At 44.9% G+C, this 19,468-nt stretch carries 17 protein-coding genes; 8 read left to right on the top strand and 9 right to left on the bottom strand.

Annotation, left to right across the window (positions count from 1 at the left end; translation table 11 throughout):
- Positions 1-104 precede the first annotated feature (104 nt).
- Complete coding sequence (locus JMV76_RS12860; protein WP_201502968.1) at positions 105-578, top strand: Imm63 family immunity protein; 474 nt, start codon at positions 105-107, stop codon at positions 576-578.
- Here the strand turns inward: JMV76_RS12860 and JMV76_RS12855 are convergent.
- Positions 552-1,625 carry a DNA polymerase III subunit delta gene (locus JMV76_RS12855; RefSeq protein ID WP_201502967.1) on the bottom strand — a complete coding sequence of 358 codons (1,074 nt, stop codon included), beginning with the start codon at positions 1,623-1,625 and terminating at the stop codon, positions 552-554. The genes JMV76_RS12860 and JMV76_RS12855 overlap by 27 nt on opposite strands.
- 41 nt (positions 1,626-1,666) lie before the next feature.
- Between JMV76_RS12855 and JMV76_RS15125 the strand changes: the two genes are divergently transcribed.
- A complete protein-coding gene (locus JMV76_RS15125; RefSeq protein WP_265090308.1) occupies positions 1,667-1,792 on the top strand; it encodes a hypothetical protein in 126 nt (41 codons plus the stop codon).
- On the opposite strand, the gene JMV76_RS12850 is transcribed toward JMV76_RS15125, so the two are convergent.
- Together JMV76_RS12850 and leuS are read right to left on the bottom strand one after the other, a co-directional pair.
- Positions 1,786-2,403, bottom strand: coding sequence for an LPS-assembly lipoprotein LptE (locus tag JMV76_RS12850; RefSeq protein ID WP_227690398.1), 618 nt, complete (start codon positions 2,401-2,403; stop codon positions 1,786-1,788). The genes JMV76_RS15125 and JMV76_RS12850 overlap by 7 nt on opposite strands.
- 73 nt (positions 2,404-2,476) lie before the next feature.
- Entirely contained in the window at positions 2,477-5,164 is a 2,688-nt protein-coding gene (leuS, locus tag JMV76_RS12845) for a leucine--tRNA ligase (protein WP_201502966.1), read from the bottom strand.
- Between the two features lie 240 nt (positions 5,165-5,404).
- Here leuS and JMV76_RS12840 point away from each other — a divergent pair, with 240 nt between their 5' ends.
- Positions 5,405-5,770 (top strand): Spx/MgsR family RNA polymerase-binding regulatory protein, encoded by a 366-nt coding sequence (locus JMV76_RS12840; protein ID WP_201502965.1) that lies wholly within the window; start codon positions 5,405-5,407, stop codon positions 5,768-5,770.
- A 31-nt stretch (positions 5,771-5,801) separates the two neighbouring features.
- On the opposite strand, the gene JMV76_RS12835 is transcribed toward JMV76_RS12840, so the two are convergent.
- From JMV76_RS12835 to JMV76_RS12810, 6 genes are all read right to left on the bottom strand, one after another.
- Positions 5,802-6,035: a hypothetical protein gene (locus JMV76_RS12835; protein WP_055124538.1), complete on the bottom strand. Its 234-nt coding sequence runs from the start codon at positions 6,033-6,035 to the stop codon at positions 5,802-5,804.
- 12 nt (positions 6,036-6,047) lie between these two features.
- Entirely contained in the window at positions 6,048-6,962 is a 915-nt protein-coding gene (argB, locus tag JMV76_RS12830; protein ID WP_201502964.1) for an acetylglutamate kinase, read from the bottom strand.
- 82 nt (positions 6,963-7,044) lie between these two features.
- Positions 7,045-8,823 (bottom strand): phosphomannomutase/phosphoglucomutase, encoded by a 1,779-nt coding sequence (locus JMV76_RS12825; protein ID WP_201502963.1) that lies wholly within the window; start codon positions 8,821-8,823, stop codon positions 7,045-7,047.
- Between the two features lie 90 nt (positions 8,824-8,913).
- Positions 8,914-9,378 (bottom strand): dUTP diphosphatase, encoded by a 465-nt coding sequence (gene dut, locus JMV76_RS12820; RefSeq protein WP_045444733.1) that lies wholly within the window; start codon positions 9,376-9,378, stop codon positions 8,914-8,916.
- 78 nt (positions 9,379-9,456) lie between these two features.
- Entirely contained in the window at positions 9,457-10,860 is a 1,404-nt protein-coding gene (mgtE, locus tag JMV76_RS12815; protein WP_083475673.1) for a magnesium transporter, read from the bottom strand.
- A 112-nt stretch (positions 10,861-10,972) separates the two neighbouring features.
- On the bottom strand, positions 10,973-13,006 hold the full coding sequence (locus tag JMV76_RS12810) for a UvrD-helicase domain-containing protein (protein WP_060490569.1): 2,034 nt from the start codon (positions 13,004-13,006) through the stop codon (positions 10,973-10,975).
- A gap of 901 nt (positions 13,007-13,907) precedes the next feature.
- On the opposite strand from JMV76_RS12810, the gene ndhC reads away from it, so the two are divergent.
- The 5 genes from ndhC (at position 13,908) to nuoF (ending at position 19,460) form a co-directional block, all read left to right on the top strand.
- Positions 13,908-14,531 carry an NADH-quinone oxidoreductase subunit A gene (ndhC, locus tag JMV76_RS12805; protein WP_201502962.1) on the top strand — a complete coding sequence of 208 codons (624 nt, stop codon included), beginning with the start codon at positions 13,908-13,910 and terminating at the stop codon, positions 14,529-14,531.
- Positions 14,532-14,651: 120 nt separating this feature from the next.
- Positions 14,652-15,320 (top strand): NuoB/complex I 20 kDa subunit family protein, encoded by a 669-nt coding sequence (locus JMV76_RS12800; protein WP_025653094.1) that lies wholly within the window; start codon positions 14,652-14,654, stop codon positions 15,318-15,320.
- Between the two features lie 246 nt (positions 15,321-15,566).
- Positions 15,567-17,342 (top strand): NADH-quinone oxidoreductase subunit C/D, encoded by a 1,776-nt coding sequence (gene nuoC / locus JMV76_RS12795; protein WP_060490570.1) that lies wholly within the window; start codon positions 15,567-15,569, stop codon positions 17,340-17,342.
- Between the two features lie 187 nt (positions 17,343-17,529).
- Positions 17,530-18,039 carry an NADH-quinone oxidoreductase subunit NuoE gene (gene nuoE / locus JMV76_RS12790; protein ID WP_201502961.1) on the top strand — a complete coding sequence of 170 codons (510 nt, stop codon included), beginning with the start codon at positions 17,530-17,532 and terminating at the stop codon, positions 18,037-18,039.
- Entirely contained in the window at positions 18,036-19,460 is a 1,425-nt protein-coding gene (gene nuoF / locus JMV76_RS12785) for an NADH-quinone oxidoreductase subunit NuoF (protein WP_055124532.1), read from the top strand. The genes nuoE and nuoF overlap by 4 nt, the downstream gene beginning before the upstream one ends.
- The last annotated feature ends 8 nt before the right edge of the window (positions 19,461-19,468 follow it).

The raw sequence follows: 19,468 nt of genomic DNA, 5'->3' as shown, positions 1-19,468 counted from the left end.
AATGGTAATTAGTTTAAGAAAGGTTAAGGTGGTTTTGTAAAAAAAAATAATCATCTGAACGTAAGTTAGGATAGTAAAGTTATTCATATTGAAACAAGGATTTTATGATGCTAAATCATCAGCAAGTTCAAGATATAGTTAATGATTATGGTAGAAAAATAGGGTTGAGTACCAATGATGTGATCTTAAGAAAAAAGCCATCTGGATTCGGGGAACCACATTTAGAGATAAGTGATGACTATTACCATTATGTAGTATGTGAACGAGGTAGCGAACTCACTAGAAAGTCTTCTAGGGACGTAGATGATTTTATCTATAGGTTTTTTGAGACTACAACTTCTATGATAGCGAGTGAGTATCAACAGCAAAATACTGTCATCGGTGAGGATCAAAGAATAATTTGCTTTCGTAAACAAATCGAACTTATGACTGAATTAAGCGATGAGTGGGGTAAAAGAAAAGAGGTTGATATAGCAGAAATTTTACAGAACGCTCCTTATTCAGTTAACAAAATTACTTGGCTAAATAAGTTATTGAATTTTTTCAACCAATCAAACGGCAAACAGCCGCTTACCTGATAACTCAAGCGCTGCCTGCAATAATAACTCCCACGCTGGCTGACGCACGAGTCCTTTGATGGCTTGGTCACATTTATAAAGCAGGGCAGGCCATTCAGCCGTTTGCGCTTTTGACTGGCGACGGCAAGCTTGCTGGTACAATCCTTGTTTGCTACGCCAGATACCAAGCGCTTGCGGGTCTTGCCCATCCATCAACTGCATAATTTGCCGCATGTCTTTACTGATTGCCCATAATACCAAGGTGGTTGGCTCGTCGGTGGCTTTCAGCTGAAACATGATTTTGGCGACTTGCGTGCTGTTACCGGCAAGCATGGCATCCGATAAATCAAAGACGCTAAACTGTGCATCACTGACCAACGCGGCTTGTAGATCCTTAATGTCTAAGGCAACATTGTTTGGAAGTTGTGTAGAGTGATCAGCCTGTTGAGTAGCCTCAATATTCTTAGCGACTAGCTGCGGCGCAAATAAGTAGGATAGCCGCCATAAGGTCTGATAAGCGCTTAGCAGATGGTGCTCAGTATGCGACATAAGCAGCTGCCAGGCTTCTTGCGATAGCCGTAAACCAAACTGCTGAGCTTGTATTTGCAGTAGCTGCTGTCGTTGCTGCTCATTATATAAATTGCAATCAATGACATGACCATATTGAGCAAATGGCGTAAACCACTTACTGCTTTGCGATCGTTTGTCTTGTTTGGGCGTGAGCCATAATAAACTATGACTGTGCGTCCCTGTTTGAGCTTCAACGGCAAAGCGCTCAAGCTCAGTGATGACCGCCTTGTCAGGCTTATGATTGCCCGTCACGATGAGTGCACTGGCATCATCAAATAAAGACTGGCTACCAAGCTCTGACAATACTTCTTGCCAGCTCTTGACTGATATCAGCTCAATACGCTTAATCGCGTAATTCTGCGCGCGGCAATGTGGGCGCAAGGCATCGATGAGCCATTGACTGAGTAGTGGCTCATCACCATGCGCCAGCCACAAGCCCGCGACTGCAACGGAAGGCTGTAGTAGCTTTGGATAGGCTTGTATAAAGGTATCTTGCATAGGGTAATAAGTACACAGATTGATGAAAATAAACGTGGAATGTGTTGCGCATTATAAATTATGGGTTTGGCACCACCACCGCGATCGACGTTGAGCCATTACCGCTTTGCACAGATTGTCTGACTCCAGAAGAGCTGACCTTTGGTAGGGAGATGGCGACTTATTGATCAGTAATTCGGCGTGCCAATCTGTCATAGAGCCAGTCACGAATTTGATCGCCTTGCTGATCATCAGTGCTCACCGATGCTTCATTATATTGATAGCTACGCTCGACTTGAATGGGGTTGCTTAACGTAATTGGTTTACCATTTTCCATCGTCTGATAGCTGACATCTGCTGAAAGTACCAAACGGATCTCTGTCAAGACACCGACCAGCTCATAACGCTTAAAACGCACGTTATTGATGGTGATAGCGGCAATGGGTTCAGCACTTGCTTGTTTGTTATTGTTCGCAACATCAGCTGCTGTCATGTTGTCAATGACCTCAACACCTAAAGTTTTCAGGCGTCTTGTCAATGGCAGCTTAAGCGGAAATGAGGTGCGATTGTCTTCGAGAATCACCGCTGTTTTGGCGACATCAAGCAGCATTGGCGCATCATAGCCACGCAGTTGAAAGCCGCAGCCACTAATAGCTGCCGTTGCACCTAATAGCGTAAACATTGGCAGGGCAGTCAGAAAAGCCGCCACCAGTTTTTGTCCGCTTGATTTTTTAGCAAAAGCGTCTTTTTTGCTTAAGCTGGCTTTGGGTGACTGACCTGCTCGATATTTATACGACATAATCGCTATCCTAATATTATGAATAGGCTCAGATTAATCATTAAACTAATAAAAAGTACTGAGCCTAAAAAATCTAGCCTACCACCACGATGTTTACCAGCTTATTGGGGACGACGATTTCTTTTTTGATGTCGCCAGTCAAGAATTTTGCCACACTTTCCATTGAGCGTGCTTGTGCTTTTAGCTGTTCTGGATCGCTATTTGGGGCTACGTCCATTTTACCGCGCATTTTACCATTGACCTGTACTACCATCGTGATCATATCTTGTACCAGAGCGCTTTTATCAACTTCTGGATAATTCAAGGTAATGGTATCTAAACCCAATTGCTCAAGTAAATGTTCACCAATGTGCGGCGCATATACGGATAGCATAATCAGCAGATCCGTCAATGCCTCATGCTGTACCTGTAGGTCTTGCGTGCTATTGGCCTTAAAGCCAGTCAGCTCGTTGGCAAGCTCCATCAAACTTGATACAGGTGTGTTTAATGCCAAACGATCACCCAAATCACTATCGATTTTAGCAATGGTTTCATGAGTTTTACGGCGTAAGTTTTTGGCTTCTTTGCTTAAGCCATCAGTGCTCAAAGCTTCATTGTTCAGCGTCTCGATACTTAGGTTCGCGGCAGTAAGCGCTTGCATGTGTTCAGTAGCAATACGCCATACTTTTTTGACGAAGTTATAAGGGCCTTTGAGTGCATCATCTGACCATTCTAGCGTTTGATCCGCAGGTGCGGTGAAGAGCGTATAGAGACGAACGGTATCAGCGCCGTATTTATCTATAGTAATTTGCGGATCGACACCGTTATTTTTTGACTTAGACATTTTTTCGATTTTGCCAATGGTTACGGGCTGCCCATCAGATTTTAAGATGGCTTTAATCGGTTGACCACGCTCGTCATAGTCGATATCAATGTCTTCTGCAAAATAGTAGGTAGTACTGCCATCCGCATTTAGGCGATAGAATGTCCCTGCCAATACCATGCCTTGCGTCATCAAATTAGCAAACGGCTCATTTCCTGACACCAAGTCTTCATCACGCATCAGTTTATGGAAGAAGCGTGCATAAAGTAGATGCATCACCGCGTGCTCAACACCGCCGATGTATTGATCGACAGGCAGCCACTTATTGGCGGCAGATTTGTTGACCATGCTTTGCCCATCATTTGGGCTTGCAAAGCGTGCATAGTACCAGCTTGACTCCACAAAGGTATCAAAGGTATCGGTTTCGCGCTCAGCAGGATTACCGCATTTAGGACACGTCGTATTGACAAACTCTGGAATATTTTTTAACGGATTTCCGCGACCATCAGGAACGACATCAGTCGGCAAGACAACGGGCAAATCTTGCTCTTCGACAGGTACGGTACCGCAATGCTCACAGTTAACCATTGGGATAGGACAGCCCCAATAACGCTGGCGAGAAACCCCCCAATCACGGAGACGGTATTGGATTTTTTTCTTAGCAAGCTCTTGTGGTTCTAGTTTGGTCAGCATCGCTTCAAATGCTTGCTCAAAGTCTAAACCATCAAATTCACCTGAATTGACCAAAGTATTGCGTTCGGTATAAGCACGATTAATCTCAGTATCGTTCGCCTTTGCATCTGCTTCCAACGCATCGAAATAGCCGACAGGGATATCGATGACTTGTTTAATGGGTAAGCTGTATTTAATCGCAAACTCATAATCACGCTCATCATGAGCAGGGACAGCCATCACTGCGCCTGAGCCGTAGCTCATAAGCACATAGTTGGCAACCCATACTGGCACTTCTTCGCCAGTGAGTGGGTGCGTGACCGTAAGACCAGTAGCCATGCCGATTTTTTCAGCTTTAGCTAGGTCTGCTTCTGCAACTGAGCCTTTTTTACAAAGCGCACAGAATTGCGCAATCGCTTCATCATGCTCAGCCGCATACTGCGCTAGCGGATGTTCGGCTGCGACCGCCACATAAGTCACACCCATCAAAGTATCAGGGCGAGTAGTGAACACATCTAACGTATTGGTCTCGCCAGCAAGCTCATAAGGGAAGTGTACTTCCATGCCTGCGCTGCGACCAATCCAGTTGCGCTGCATGGTCAATACTTCTGATGGCCAGTGACCTTCTAGCTGATCCAAATCATCGAGCAATTCGTCAGCATAATCAGTGATATTAAAGTAATACATCGGAATGTCGCGCTTTTCGACCGCAGCGCCACTACGCCAGCCTTTACCATCGATGACTTGCTCGTTGGCTAAGACGGTATTATCAACAGGATCCCAGTTGACGGTCGAAAGCTTTTTGTAGACCAAGCCTTTTTTGTATAGCTGTAAAAACAACCATTGCTCCCACTGATAATACTCAGGGCTGCAAGTAGCAAATTCACGTGACCAGTCAATAGACAAACCCAGTAGTTTAAGCTGCGCGCGCATGCTGTCAATATTGGCAAACGTCCATTTGGCAGGTGGCGTTTGGTTAGCAATCGCCGCGTTTTCTGCTGGCAAGCCAAAACCATCCCAGCCCATAGGCTGCATGACTTCATAGCCCTTGAGGCGATAGTAGCGGCTCAGTACATCAGAGATGGTATAGTTACGCACGTGACCCATATGCAGCTTACCGCTTGGGTAAGGGAACATCGACAGCATATAGCGACTTGGCTTATCGCTTGGCTCATTGCTCACTTCAAAGCGCTTGTCAGTTGCCCATTTGGCTTGCTGCGCCGCTTCTATCGCTTGTGGGTTATAATGATTGTTTTCAGCTTGGTCAGATGTCACAGTATTGCTCATAGTTGGCTCGAGATTGATTAATACGAATAAATTGGGTGAAATTTCACAATGCCATAGCATAGCGTAATTTGGCAAAAATTGCGACGATATGATAGGGCGTTTGCGCATGACGAAGAATACAAATTTGAAAATTTGAGCGGGTTTTTAATGTTTTGGTTATCATAAACCAAATACCCATAGGCTTAGGTATAATAAACAGAATAATGATCAATGATCAATGATCATTGATTTGGAGTTTTTATGACCATCACCATTTACGGTATCAAATCTTGCAGCACCATGAAAAAAGCCTTTACCAAGTTAGATGAGTTGGGTGTCAGCTATGATTTTCATGATTATAAAAAACAAGGTATCGATAAAGATAGCGTCCAACATTGGGTAGATGAATTAGGCATTGATAAAGTGCTCAATAAGCGCGGTACGACATGGCGAAAACTAGACGACAGTCAAAAGCAGGCGGCTGATGCTAGTCTAGATAACGCCATTGATTTGCTCGTAGAAAATACCAGTATGATTAAGCGTCCGATAGTTGAAGGTGAGCAGGTAGATAAAAATATATTACTATGCGGTTATGATGAAGCTGAGTTTGATAAAGTTTTTTCGTAAAAGAATACGGCTACCATCAATAAAGCCCGAGCTAAGAACCTCTTAGCTCGGGCTTTATAACACCTAGAATAAACCAAATCACACTTGCGAGCCATATAAGCAAGACGTAAAAGCGAATTTGTTCAGCATTCCAATCTAGTGCAAACCACTCAATGAGGAAAAATGACTTCCAGCCTTCTATCCATTTTGCGCCACCATAGCCAATAATCCACCAGCAATACAAGCTTTCTAAGATAAAAAGCAGACACCAGAGCCACAATGCCATGATTTACTCCTGCTAGTCCGCCAATGATGAGCCTAAATCACGACTGATTAATGTACCAACCCCTTCATTGGTAAAAATCTCTAACAGCGTGGCATGAGGCACACGACCATCGACGATCACCGCGCTTTTTACGCCGCTACGTACCGCATCAAGTGCACATTGGATTTTGGGAATCATACCGCCTGAGATAGTGCCGTCTTCAATGAGGCTGTCGACTTTCTTTGGTGTGAGTCCAGTCACGACTTCGCCGTCACGACCCAGCACACCTTTGATATTGGTTAGAAGCATGAGCTTTTCAGCTTGTAAAAATTCCGCTACTTTACCTGCAACCAAGTCGGCATTGATATTGTACGTATTGCCTTCGCTATCGACCCCAAGTGGCGCGATGACGGGAATAAAATCAGAGGCAATGAGCATGTTAATCACGTCTTTATTGACACTGACCACATCACCGACAAACCCTAAATCGACGGGCACAGCAATCCCATCTGTGCCAATTTTTTCCATCATCAGTTTTTTGGCTAGGATTAAATTGGCATCTTTACCCGTCAAACCGATAGCGCGGCCACCGTGCTTGTTGATTAAGCTAACAATAGATTTGTTGACGCTACCACCTAAGACCATCTCGACGATATCCATGGTGCTTTTATCGGTGACGCGCATACCATCGATACGGTCTGACTGACGCCCCAACTCTTTTAATAAATTATCCACTTGTGGACCACCGCCATGCACGACCACGGGATGAATGCCAACAGTTTTTAACAAAACGATGTCGCGGGCAAATGAGCTCTCAAGCGCAGGATCCGTCATCGCATTGCCACCGTATTTGACCACGATAAGCTTATCGACAAAGCGCTGGATATAAGGCAGCGCTGTGGTCAATACTTCAGCAGTGTTTTTGGCATCATCTAAATTAAGCGTCATTATAAACTCCTAAGTTATGGTATTAAAAAGTCATATTTTTATTTGACAGCAACTACTTTGACGGTAACTATTTTGCTCAAAACTATTCGGCAGGAATAGCGACAATTTGTTCCGCCAGTTTTTTATCAAATGGGCGACATAAAGCGGCAAATTTTGCTTGAATGTCGCGTAAGTCTTCTATGCTATCACCAGCAAAGCGTGCGGTAAGATTGTGACTGGTATTTGATTGGCGGAGCACCCCAAAACCATGGGCGAAATCCAAACGCACGCCATCAATACAGCTCAGCTTCGTCCCCACTGGCAATAAGCATTTGGCTTGCTTGGACGTCATATATTGCCGACTCATCGAACAACGGCAAAGCGATGGCTGGCCAGTAGCTATCCAATGATCACCAGAATCTTTTGCTACAGTCGCTTCCACGAGCTGGCGTAAATACTGACAAAATTTGGTCAGCTGCTCGACGATAGCATCGTCTTTTTTAAGGGTTTTAAGCATCGGCAAATAATGATCCGCCGTACTGACCATAGCAGGCAATTGCTCTGTAATATCAGTCAGAGATTTTTTACCCTGAGCATCGTAAGCCGCTAGCCAATGCAGCAATCGCAAGGCCGCGTACATGGCGTCATCATAAATAATAAAGCGGCTATCGTTAAATATGAAATGCCCTGACAATTCACCCGCAAAGACAATTTGACCAGCAGATTGCTGCATCTGTCGGCGCATAAAGCTGCTGCCCGTTTTACTGAGCACAGGTGTTGCGCCAAGCTCAGACAAGAGTTTCGGTAGATGATGGGAGCATTTAATATCAAAAAGGATTTGAGAGGGCAGTTGTGAATGGTCTGGGCTTTTAGAACACAGCGATTCGGGGTGTTCGGTCAGCGCCACTTGCGCTAATAAATATAGCAAGTGATCGGGCGTGACAACTTTACCGCTATTATCAACGATCATTAAGCGGTCGCCATCGCCATCAAAAGCGATACCTATATCTGCTTGATGTTGACGCACACTTCGCTGTAATTGTTTAAGACGGTGTGGTTCAGTGGGATCTGGATTGCCAGAGGGAAAACTGCCATCTGCGATGTCATTAATCATGATGACTTGCTGGCAAAAATGCTCAAATAAACGCTGGGCGATATTACTGGTCGCGCCATGCATACAGTCTATGACGATTACTACATCAAGGGTGCCAGATGGTTGTTGGTTATCTTTAAGAAGTGGTTTATTACAGGGATGGATTTGCTTAAAGACTTGAGCGATAGCCTCAATATAAGTCGTCGCGACTTGTGCATCAGATAAATTGAAAGGTTGATTACAAATAGATTTAGCAGTTGTATTTGTCAGCGTATTTTGAGCATCGACCTGTGTTTGACCGTAATTAAGGTGACAGGCATAGTTAGCCCGTGTTTTTTGCCAAAGCAACTGAATCTCTGCATGACTCGGAGATTGATGATTGACCAGCCATTTGATACCTAAAATATCTTTAGCAGAATGACTGGCGGTGACGATAATGCCATGACCCGAGTATTGCTCTGCCCAAAAAACCATCATGGGGGTAGTGATTAACCCCAGTCGGATAACTTGTAAGCCATGTTCAGTCAGTATATTAGCCAATCTCTGAGCGATAATATCACTACCGAGACGCACATCATAACCAAGCACAACGACGGTACTTGTAAGGTCAATACTTGGTTTTGGCAGGCAGGCTTTGACAGGATCTGCTGTTGGGTTGCAATCTGCGGCACTATAAAGCTGAGCAAATGTCTTGCCCAATGCTTGAATAAAGTCAGTGGTAAAATGCTGGCGTGAACCACGAATATCATAAGCACGAAATAAGCATTGCTGCGCAGCAAAAGACGGCATCGCTTACTCTCCTTATGGCGTGATTCACGTGATGGTGATTTTGTGATAACTAAAAGATAATTAACATGGCAAATCAGTAATGACGACTGATTATTGGCGGCCTGAATGTCCAAAGCCGCCTGCACCGCGTGCACTGGTATCACTAAATTCTGATACCACTTCAAACTCAGGGCGGGCAACGGGTACGACGACATATTGTGCCATACGTTCCGCAGGATTCAACACAAAGTCTTCATTACTACGATTCCAAATACTGACCATCAGCTCACCTTGATAATCGGCATCAATCAAGCCGACCAAATTACCCAAGACGATACCGTGCTTATGACCAAGACCTGAGCGCGGTAAAATCATCCCTGCAAAGTTAGGATCTTGGATATAAACCGCCAAACCAGTACCAATTAAATGCGTGGCACCTGCTTTAATCGTCAATGGCTCATCAATACAAGCGCGCAAGTCGATACCAGCGCTGCCATCAGTGGCGCGTGTCGGTAACGAGAACGCTTTATCTTCAGTAATTTTGGGGTTTAATACTTTAACTTGTACAGCTTGCATAACGCACTCACTTAACGGTTGGATAGTTTCTAAATAATATTGTTTCTAAATAATATAGTTTTAACGTTGGCTATGTGATTATAGTATCAACACACTTGCCAAACCTAAGAATGACATAAAGCCGACGATATCCGTCACAGTGGTTAAAATAACCGAGGCGGATAGGGCAGGGTCAATATTCATGCGTTTTAGGAGCAGTGGAATACTAATGCCCGAAACGTTAGCAGCAGTCATATTAATCGCAATGGCAAAACCAATGACGGCGCTAATTTTAATGTCATGAAACCATAATTGGGCAATAATCGCCATGATTATCGCCCATATGATACCGTTTATCGCGCCAACCCACAGCTCTTTATTTAATAACCACAAACGGTTGGAACCACCGATTTGACCCATCGCCATACCGCGAATGACGACAGTTAATGTCTGAGACCCGGCAATACCGCCCATACTAGCAACCACAGGCATGAGTATCGCCAGCGCCACCACTTTTGCCAGTACCGCCTCGAACTGACCAATCACAGCGGCAGCCAATAAGGCGGTACACAAGTTAATGCCCAGCCAAATACTGCGGCTTTTGGCACTGGTTAAAATAGGCGCAAACAGCTCTTCATCTTGGCTGACACCCGCGAGGTTTTTCATGGTGCTATCGACATCATCTTGGATAATTTCCATGATGTCCTCGCCATTTAACTGACCGACCAATTCACCGTGGCTATTAATAACGGGGGCAAAACGAATATCCTCTGAGCGGAAAATCGCCGCGGCATCTTGGATGTCTAAGCGATCATTAATGGTGATGGCGTTATCAATCAATTCTGAGACTAAAGTAGTTTGATCGTGTTTAATCAAATCGACCAGACTGAGCAGCCCGAGTAATTGTTGGCTTTGATCGACGACCAGCAGCTCTTGGCTTTCATCATCGAGCAAATCGTCATTTTCTCGTAGCCAGTTCTGTACTTCTGCAAGGGTGATATCATCCCTAATCTGAATGAGGTCAGGATCCATGTAACGACCGACTTCCCAGTCAGCATAGGTATCGAGCTTATTGACCTGCACTCGGATGTCTTCATCCAAGGTTGCCATGACCGAGGTACGCACACTTTCGGTGACGGTGTCTAAAATCTCAGAGATGTCTTGCGCATCAAGGTCTTGGGTAAATAAGGAAATGTCTTTCGATGAGACGTTTTCTAACAGCGGCTGGCGTGTATCAAACTCTAACTCGGCAAGTACTTCGCCTTTGATATTTTCTGGTACTTGTGCCCAAATCAATAAGCGATTTTGGCTAGGGAACGATTCTAATAGGCTCGCAATCTCATATTTGGACTGCTTTTCTAAAAACTCAGTAATCGCCTCGTATGCCTTGTCAGCAACCAAACTTTGCAGGTATAGAAGCTTATATTCGCCGCTATACTCTGCTGGATTGTAATCTCCCTGTAGCGTAGATGGTCGTTCCTGATCAGGCATAGGGGTAGGCATAAAGGTTCCAAAGTTTTTAGAAAGTATAAATAATAACAAACACTAAAATGTCGAATAAGTGCTAATTTCTCATGTCGCTAACTGATGATGCTCTCAAGCGTTGAGCCTAACGCTAACGATTACCCAATAAAGCGCGAATATTAGCCAAGTATTCATCAGCAACAGCTTCTGGGTCTTTAGTCGCTTTTTTCTTTTTCGCCTTGGCTGGCCAGTCGATATGCTCTTCTGGTAACTCATCTAAGAAGCGCGATTCAGAAGTGACACGCATCTGTCCGCCTGCACGGCGCTGAGTCGCTAGCGTCAATGTCAGCTCTCGACGCGCACGAGTAATGCCCACATACATTAAGCGCCGTTCTTCCTCGACCGTCTCGCTTAATATAGAGTTGCGATGCGGTAGCATTTCTTCCTCAAGCCCCATGATATACACAAAATCAAATTCCAAACCTTTTGCTGCATGCAAGGTCATCAAGTTAACCTTGTTGGTATTTTCTTCTTCTTGCTGTTGCTCGAGCATATCTAGCAACACCAGCTTACGAATGATGGTATCAATGGTGCGATCTTCGTCTTCTTCGGCGCGATTAATCAGTGATTGAATACTAGTGTAGAGCATATCAATATTATCGATACGGTTTTTTTCTTGTTGCGGGGTTTTGGCGTCGCTACGCACAAAGTCGATATAACCCGTTTCATCAATCATCTGACGAACGATAGGCACAGGGTCAGGATGCTGATCCAGCTCACGCGTATAATGTTCAATAAACTCACCGAACTCCTTTATCGTACCATAAGCCTTCGACGGTAAAACATGCGCGAGCCCTGCGTGGGTACAAGAAGCGAGTAGCGAGATGCTATGCTCTTGTGAAAATAAGCCTAACTTTTCTAGCGTTGCTGGCCCCATTCCACGCTTAGGCGTATTGATAATACGCAAAAACGCACTGTCGTCTTCAGGGTTCAAAATCAAACGCAGATAGCCCATGATGTCTTTGATTTCACTACGCGCAAAGAACGACTGACCACCCGATAATTTATAAGGCACTTGCAGTTGACGCAACTGCGCCTCTAGCATGCGCGCCTGAAAGTTACTGCGATAAAGAACGGCATATTGCTCCCACTCATTACCGAAACGCAGTTTATGAGTAACAATCTCTTTTGCCACACGCTCAGACTCATCATCATCATTACGACAGTTAATAATGCGAATTTTTTCGCCTTGACCTTTATCTGACCAGAGTTTCTTTTCAAATAAATGCTCGTTATTGGTAATAACGGCATTGGCAGAAGTCAAAATACGCGTGGTCGAGCGATAGTTTTGTTCAAGCATGACGATTTTTAGCTTAGGAAAATCCTCCTTGAGCAACGCCATGTTTTCAGGTTTTGCCCCGCGCCACGCATAGATAGATTGATCGTCATCACCCACGACGGTAAAACGCCCTTGCGGTCCGACCAGATATTTAATCATTTCGTACTGCGCAGTATTGGTATCTTGATACTCATCGACCAATAGATAGCGAATGCGATTTTGCCATTTGTCACGCAGTTCTCTATTTTCACGCAGGATTTTGGTGGGCAGTACAATCAAATCATCAAAATCAACAGCGTTATAAGCCCGCAAATTGCGCTCATATAAGGCATAGAGGGTCGCAAAAATCATGTCTTCTGGATCGTCTAAGGTTTCCATCGCCTTATCCGGCTCAATCAGATCGTTTTTCCAGTCAGAAATCATTTTAATGGCTTTGCCGACCAATTCGCGACTTTCAGCGCCGCTTAAATTGTCACGCATCATCAGCTCCATCAGCAAACGCTTACTGTCGTCGCTGTCCATGATGGAGAAGTTACCCTTGAGCGGTGTATGAATCAACTCATAACGCAAAAACTGTAGCCCAAATTGGTGAAAGGTGGATACCGTCAGCCCGCGAGTTTTTTCACTCGGCAGCAATTTACTGACACGGGCTTTCATCTCGCGCGCCGCTTTATTGGTAAAGGTCACTGCGGTAATGCGCTCGGCTGGCATGTTGCACTCTTCGATTAGATACGCAATCTTGCGGGTAATCACCGATGTCTTACCGGAGCCGGCACCTGCTAGCACAAGCAATGGACCGGATACGTAGAGCATCGCTTCTTGTTGTTTGGGATTAAGTTGACTCATAAGGTGACCTGTAAGACAAAAGCAAAAAGAAAGCAAAAAAGACGAGTGTTGATATCAAGCGTTGCTCAGTGAGATAAAAACGGCACGTATCAGGCAGATCGATAGCGCAAGACGGCAACATAGCATTATAGCTTGTTGCATCATCTCGATATCAAAACATGGCGTCGATAAGGTTAATCAACCTATCCGCTAATCACGCTCATGACCATTAATATTTTGTGACAATTAATCAAGAGCGCCATCGTTAAAACAGCCGCTGATACTACCATGCAATTAGGCGGGTTATTATAAAGCAAAAACCGTCACATTGGGGAGGAGTTCAAGGATCGGCACCCAGTAAAAAAGCGTTAATTTTTCGTGACTTATACTATATATACTAGCGTCCACTCAAAAATGTGGATTTGGGCTTAATATAAGGTAACGTCTATATCATAATTCATGGTAAAAAAAACATGTTTCTTTCACCTATAAAGTGACCGTTCAATACAGTTAAAAACTAGCTTTTAGGCACTGATATGCGTATAGTACGTAAATAATTTATGCCAGTTGTCTCGTCATTGTTGACCACGTGTAATGAGCTATTAAATCAATTAAATAAACTATCGAATATGATATTGATTTAATACGTTGATCTTACGTTGTTAGAAGATGCGTTAGGCGACCAGCCTTTCTCCGTTGTATATCGGAGTATCTATAGTTGGTCATGTCTGACATCGTCGTCAATAAGCTTGATAATTGGTTATTACCAGCACAGTATCTATATGAGCCATTGAGTTATTAAGACCCAATGGCAGTTACTTTGTGTTTTCGTCTGCGTTATGCCAGTCGCTATTGCCACTCTATAGTTTGTGAGTATGCGCGCTGCGCTTGACACTCGATTGGGTGAGGAGCACGTATTATCATGTCTGCTTTTAATTGGTCAGCCATTGCTTTTATCTTAGCCGCCATTGGGCTAGTGGTCTTTATGCTGGTTGTGCCGCGTTTGCTTGGCGGTCGCTCTCAGGGCTCACAAAAAGAAGAAGTATTTGAAGCGGGTGTTGTCGGAGCTGGCAACGCCCGTATTCGTTTGTCTGCCAAATTCTATTTGGTGGCAATCTTCTTCGTTATCTTTGATTTAGAAGCGCTATATTTATACGCTTATGCTGTTTCAGTACGTGAAGCAGGCTGGCTGGGCTTCGCCGCTGCCGCGATATTCATTACCATCTTGATTATAGGCTTGGTATACGAGCTCAGTCTGGGTGCGATGAATTGGGCACCATCGGACAAGCGCCGCAAGCAACCACGTCTATATGCAGCTCCAGTAGGTTTTAATTTGGCAGATATTACGCAGTTTGATGGCGTCGATGAGCTGATGGTCGATCCAACTGGCAAGATACCAGCCCAGTCTTCAGGGCAGATTAATGTATCGAACAATATCGAGACTAACCGTCGTCACTTGCAAAATATCGATCATATTAATACTACTGGTAATGTGACTTCCATGGATTTTGCCACACCTGCGCAACAAGACAAAGTCAAACGCTAATCGCTTTTGACGGTCTTGTGGCACGTTACTGCAAAATGGTCGCTTATTAATAATAGAAGTTAAGGCGATAGCGGAAGCAAGATGATTGCTGCGCTTCGCCTAATATAAAGGTTGTATGTTATGAAATACACATTAACAAAAGCCAACCCTGATGCAGATGTCTATCCTGCTCAGACAAGCCAAACGGTCAATGATCCAATCGAAGACGAAGTGAATAAAAACGTCTTTATGGGTCGTCTCGAAGACCTCGTCCATTCAACAGCAAACTGGGGGCGCAAGCACTCACTTTGGCCATTTAACTTTGGTACCTCTTGCTGTTATGTCGAATATGCCACCACCCTAACCGCCGTTCATGATTTGTCACGTTTTGGTGCCGAAGTCATTCGCGCGTCGCCCCGTCAGGCAGACGTGATGATCGTTGCTGGTACTTGCTTTGTTAAAATGGCACCGGTTATTCAGCGCCTGTATGAGCAAATGCTTGAGCCAAAATGGGTTATCTCGATGGGTGCCTGTGCCAACTCGGGTGGTATGTATGATATCTATTCGGTCGTGCAAGGTGTGGACAAAATTATCCCTGTTGATGTCTATGTGCCCGGTTGTCCGCCGCGTCCAGAAGCATTGATCCAAGGCTTGATGTTGCTGCAAGAGTCGATTACTAAAGAGCGTCGCCCGCTAGGTATTCATGTCAATGATCAGGGTATTTATCAGCCACAAATGACGCCTGAGCGTGACCGTAAGCAAGCAGATCGTATCGCTGTGAAAAACTTGCGTAGTCCAGACAGTATTTAATCAGCGAGCCTGTAGCCAAACTGCATGTGATAAACAGTATATTAGGCATAAATTATTTGGCTATATCATGTTTTAGTTTGGCTCAATCATACACAATCCGTAAAAGTGCTCAGTACGCATATATTCATCGTAGTTCGCTTATGTTTAGCGTAGTTCAGTTATGATTAACATGGTTCAGTTATGATTAACATAGCTCGGTGAGGCTCAACATAGCTCAATGATGATTAATGAAGGAATACATCATTCATGGTCACGGTAGTTGAAAACATAGATCCTAACATTAAGCCTGTTCCAGCGGTTATCACCGAGCTGGAGCAGAAGTATGCCGGTAAGTTTGTCGTGCAGCACACTGTGGATGAGATTCCAACGGTTTGGGTGGCACGTGCTGATTTGCTCGACGTTCTTTTATTCTTGCGTAAATTACCCCAGCCATACGTCATGCTATTTGACTTGTCAGCGATAGATGAGCGCTTACGCCAACATCGCCAAGGGTTGCCTGACAGTGATTTTACGGTGTTTTATCACTTGATGTCGCTTGAGCGTAATAGCGACGTACGTATTAAAGTCGCGCTGAGTGAAGACGATGTCAATGTACCGAGCGCCACCCAGATTTGGCCAAATGCCAACTGGTATGAGCGTGAAGTATGGGACATGTTCGGTATTGTCTTTACCGGTCATCCGCATTTGACCCGTATCTTATTGCCAAAATACTGGGAAGGTCATCCACTGCGCAAAGAGTATCATGCTCGTGCGACTGAGTTTACTCCATATTTCTTGAATACCGCCAAGCAGCAGTACGAGCAAGAAAACTTGCGTTTTGTCCCAGAAGAATGGGGCATGAAACGCTCAGGTCGTGATGAAGACTTTATGTTCTTGAACATCGGTCCTAACCATCCCTCTGCTCACGGTGCTTTTAGACTTGTGCTACAGCTCGATGGTGAAGAAGTCGTCGATTGTATCCCTGATATCGGTTATCACCATCGCGGTGCAGAAAAAATGGCTGAGCGTCAAACTTGGCACTCATTTATTCCTTATACCGACCGTATCGATTATCTCGGCGGTGTGATGAATGAGCTGCCGTACATCATGTCGGTCGAAAAGCTTGCTGGAATTACGATTCCACCGCGCGCTGAAACCATTCGCGTGATGATGAGCGAGTTTTTCCGTATTACCAATAACTTACTATTTGTCGGTACGTTCATTCAGGATGCGGGCGGCATGACCCCGGTATTCTATATGTTTACCGATCGCCAAAAAGCCTATGACGTCATCGAAGCTGTGACTGGCTATCGTATGCATCCTGCTTGGTTCCGTATCGGCGGTACTGCTGCTGATCTACCACGTGGCTGGCAGCGTCTGGTTCGCGAATTCTTGGATTGGATGCCAAAACGCTTGGACGAATATGTCAAAGCGGCATTGCAAAACAGTGTGCTCAAAGGTCGTACCCAAGGCGTTGCTCAGTACAATGCCAAGCAAGCACTTGCTTGGGGTGTTACTGGTGCAGGTCTGCGCGCGACAGGCGTTGACTTTGATTTGCGTAAAGCACGTCCGTATATGGGCTATGAAAATTACGACTTTGAAGTGCCAGTCGGTTACAACGGTGATGCTTATGATCGCTGTATGGTCAAAGTCGAAGAGATGCGTCAGTCGTTACGTATTATTCGCCAGTGCATGGATAACATGCCACAAGGCCCTTATAAAGCGGATCATCCACTCGCTGTACCACCGCCGAAAGACCGTACCTTAAACGATATCGAGACCTTGATTAATCACTTTATCTCAGTATCTTGGGGTCCTGTGATGCCAGCGGGCGAGTGTACGACGATTGTAGAAGCGACCAAAGGTCTGAACAGCTATTACATCACCTCAGATAAGGCGACGATGAGCTATCGTACCCGTATTCGTACGCCGACATTTGCGCATTTGCAGCAGATGCCATCGGTGATAAATGGCTCGCTCGTCTCTGATGCCATTATGTATTTGGCATCGATTGATATTGTAATGGCTGACTGTGATCGTTAATACTGTGATCGCTAGCACTTTAGTCTAATGCTTTGATCAGAAAATTATCGTTATTAAAGAAATACGTTTATCAATATATCATTGCCAAATGGCACACCAAAATGCTGATATCTTGCCATATATCGACACTCGTAAGACTGTCGCTATTAGCTGATAAAGCGTGATGAGTGAGGACAGATAGAAGACTATGAAAATTGTTTCCGACAAAATGCCAAAAGTAGATGTGGCAAGCATCCTCACTAGAGAGGAAATTGCAGCTATTCATGAGTTTATGCACCATTATCCACAAGCCCGTGCCGCTTCGTTAGATGCGCTAAAAATTGTGCAGAAGCGTAACGGTTGGGTAGATGATGCACAAGTGAATGCTATTGCCAATATTCTAGATATTCCGATGTCAGATATGGATGGGGTTGCTACTTTCTTTAACCGTATTTATCGTCAGCCTGTCGGTCGCCACGTCATCCTTATTTGTGATTCAGTGGCTTGTTTTTTGACAGGCTATGAAGCCTTGTCTGCTGAGATCAGATCGCAGCTGGGCATTGAATATGGTCAGACGACGGCTGATGGTCGTTTTACGCTATTGCCAATTTGCTGCTTAGGTAATTGTGACAAAGGCCCTGCTGTGTTGATTGACGAAGACACGTATGGTCCTGTTCAGCCCGAAGAAGTCACGCAATTATTGGAGCTATACGCATGAGATTAACGCTTTCAGAGCAGATTGCTCAACGTAGTCAAGGCAAAGCACCTAGCCAGCTTAATGAGCAGCGCATTCCAATTTATGGTGATAAAGCAACAGCGACTAGCGAAACCAAACCGTTAACATGGCGTCTAGCACATCATGATGCCGTACTAGATTTGACCACCTATGAGTCGTTAAAAGGCTTTGATGGCTTAAAGCAAGCTTTGAGTCAATCGCCTAAAGAAGTGGGCAATATGATTAAAGCTGCCAACGTCAGAGGTCGCGGTGGTGCAGGCTTTAATGCTGGTTTGAAATGGACATTTATGTCACCGCCAGATGGTCTACCACGTTATCTCATCTGTAATGCTGATGAAATGGAGCCGGGCACCTTTAAAGATCGCCTATTGATGGAGCGCCTACCGTTTCAGTTAATTGAAGGTATGTTGATTACCGCACATGCGATTGGCGCAACTGATGGTTATATCTTTATCCGCGGTGAATATATCTTAGCCGCCCAGCGTTTGGTCGCTGCCATCGAAGAATGCTTGGCTAACAATCTCATGGGCAAGAATATTTTAGGCTCAGATTTTAGTTTTAATCTGCATGTGCATACTGGCGCTGGACGTTATATTTGCGGTGAAGAAACCGCATTGATTAATTGCTTAGAAGGTCGCCGTGCTAATCCACGTACCAAACCACCGTTTCCACAAATTTCTGGTGCATGGGGTCGTCCAACCGTCGTCAACAACGTTGAAACCTTGTGTAACATGCCAGCCATCCTAAACCATGGTGTTGAATGGTATCAGTCATTATCTAACATCAAAGGCAAGAGCCAGACACCGGGTACCAAACTGTTCGGTTGTTCAGGCTTAGTTAACGATCCAGGTCTGTGGGAGTTACCGTTTGGTTATACGGCACGCGAAATCATTGAAGATTTAGCGGGTGGTATGCAAGATGGTAAAACCCTCAAAGCTTGGCTACCGGGCGGTGCCTCTACTGACTTTTTAACCACTGAGCATTTAGATGTGGTGGTAGATTTTGACACCATTCAAAAAGCAGGTAGCCGTATGGGTACTGGGCTAATTATGGTGGTGGATGAAGCACAAGATATGGTACCGCTCGTTCGTAATCTCGAGATTTTCTTCCAACGCGAATCCTGCGGTTGGTGTACGCCATGCCGTGATGGTCTGCCGTGGGGTGTCAAACTGCTTACTGCTATCAATGATGGTGAAGGGCAAGTGGGCGATGTCGAAAAACTAGAAGGCCTCACGCGTGACTTATGGATTGGTAAAACTTTCTGCGCACATGCGCCGGGTGCGATGGAACCACTGATGAGTGCGATTAAATATTTCCGTCCAGAGTTTGATCAAAAAATCGCGCAGGCGGTTGGTGTCGATGTCATTGATGCGGCAGCCAATCAACAGCCAGAAGTGAAATAAGGAGAGCG

This window comes from Psychrobacter cibarius (assembly GCF_904845955.1).
Classification (GTDB): domain Bacteria; phylum Pseudomonadota; class Gammaproteobacteria; order Pseudomonadales; family Moraxellaceae; genus Psychrobacter; species Psychrobacter cibarius_B.
This window is presented reverse-complemented; position numbering and strand designations above follow the sequence as displayed.

Excerpts from the sequence above, each read along its gene's own strand:
- JMV76_RS12860 (WP_201502968.1), top strand. The coding sequence starts at position 105 with ATGATGCTAAATCATCAGCAAGTTCAAGATATAGTTAATGATTATGGT.
- JMV76_RS12855 (WP_201502967.1), bottom strand. The coding sequence starts at position 1,625 with ATGCAAGATACCTTTATACAAGCCTATCCAAAGCTACTACAGCCTTCC.
- JMV76_RS12850 (WP_227690398.1), bottom strand. The coding sequence starts at position 2,403 with ATGTCGTATAAATATCGAGCAGGTCAGTCACCCAAAGCCAGCTTAAGC.
- leuS (WP_201502966.1), bottom strand. The coding sequence starts at position 5,164 with ATGAGCAATACTGTGACATCTGACCAAGCTGAAAACAATCATTATAAC.
- JMV76_RS12840 (WP_201502965.1), top strand. The coding sequence starts at position 5,405 with ATGACCATCACCATTTACGGTATCAAATCTTGCAGCACCATGAAAAAA.
- JMV76_RS12835 (WP_055124538.1), bottom strand. The coding sequence starts at position 6,035 with ATGGCATTGTGGCTCTGGTGTCTGCTTTTTATCTTAGAAAGCTTGTAT.
- argB (WP_201502964.1), bottom strand. The coding sequence starts at position 6,962 with ATGACGCTTAATTTAGATGATGCCAAAAACACTGCTGAAGTATTGACC.
- JMV76_RS12825 (WP_201502963.1), bottom strand. The coding sequence starts at position 8,823 with ATGCCGTCTTTTGCTGCGCAGCAATGCTTATTTCGTGCTTATGATATT.
- dut (WP_045444733.1), bottom strand. The coding sequence starts at position 9,378 with ATGCAAGCTGTACAAGTTAAAGTATTAAACCCCAAAATTACTGAAGAT.
- mgtE (WP_083475673.1), bottom strand. The coding sequence starts at position 10,860 with ATGCCTACCCCTATGCCTGATCAGGAACGACCATCTACGCTACAGGGA.
- JMV76_RS12810 (WP_060490569.1), bottom strand. The coding sequence starts at position 13,006 with ATGAGTCAACTTAATCCCAAACAACAAGAAGCGATGCTCTACGTATCC.
- ndhC (WP_201502962.1), top strand. The coding sequence starts at position 13,908 with ATGTCTGCTTTTAATTGGTCAGCCATTGCTTTTATCTTAGCCGCCATT.
- JMV76_RS12800 (WP_025653094.1), top strand. The coding sequence starts at position 14,652 with ATGAAATACACATTAACAAAAGCCAACCCTGATGCAGATGTCTATCCT.
- nuoC (WP_060490570.1), top strand. The coding sequence starts at position 15,567 with ATGGTCACGGTAGTTGAAAACATAGATCCTAACATTAAGCCTGTTCCA.
- nuoE (WP_201502961.1), top strand. The coding sequence starts at position 17,530 with ATGAAAATTGTTTCCGACAAAATGCCAAAAGTAGATGTGGCAAGCATC.
- nuoF (WP_055124532.1), top strand. The coding sequence starts at position 18,036 with ATGAGATTAACGCTTTCAGAGCAGATTGCTCAACGTAGTCAAGGCAAA.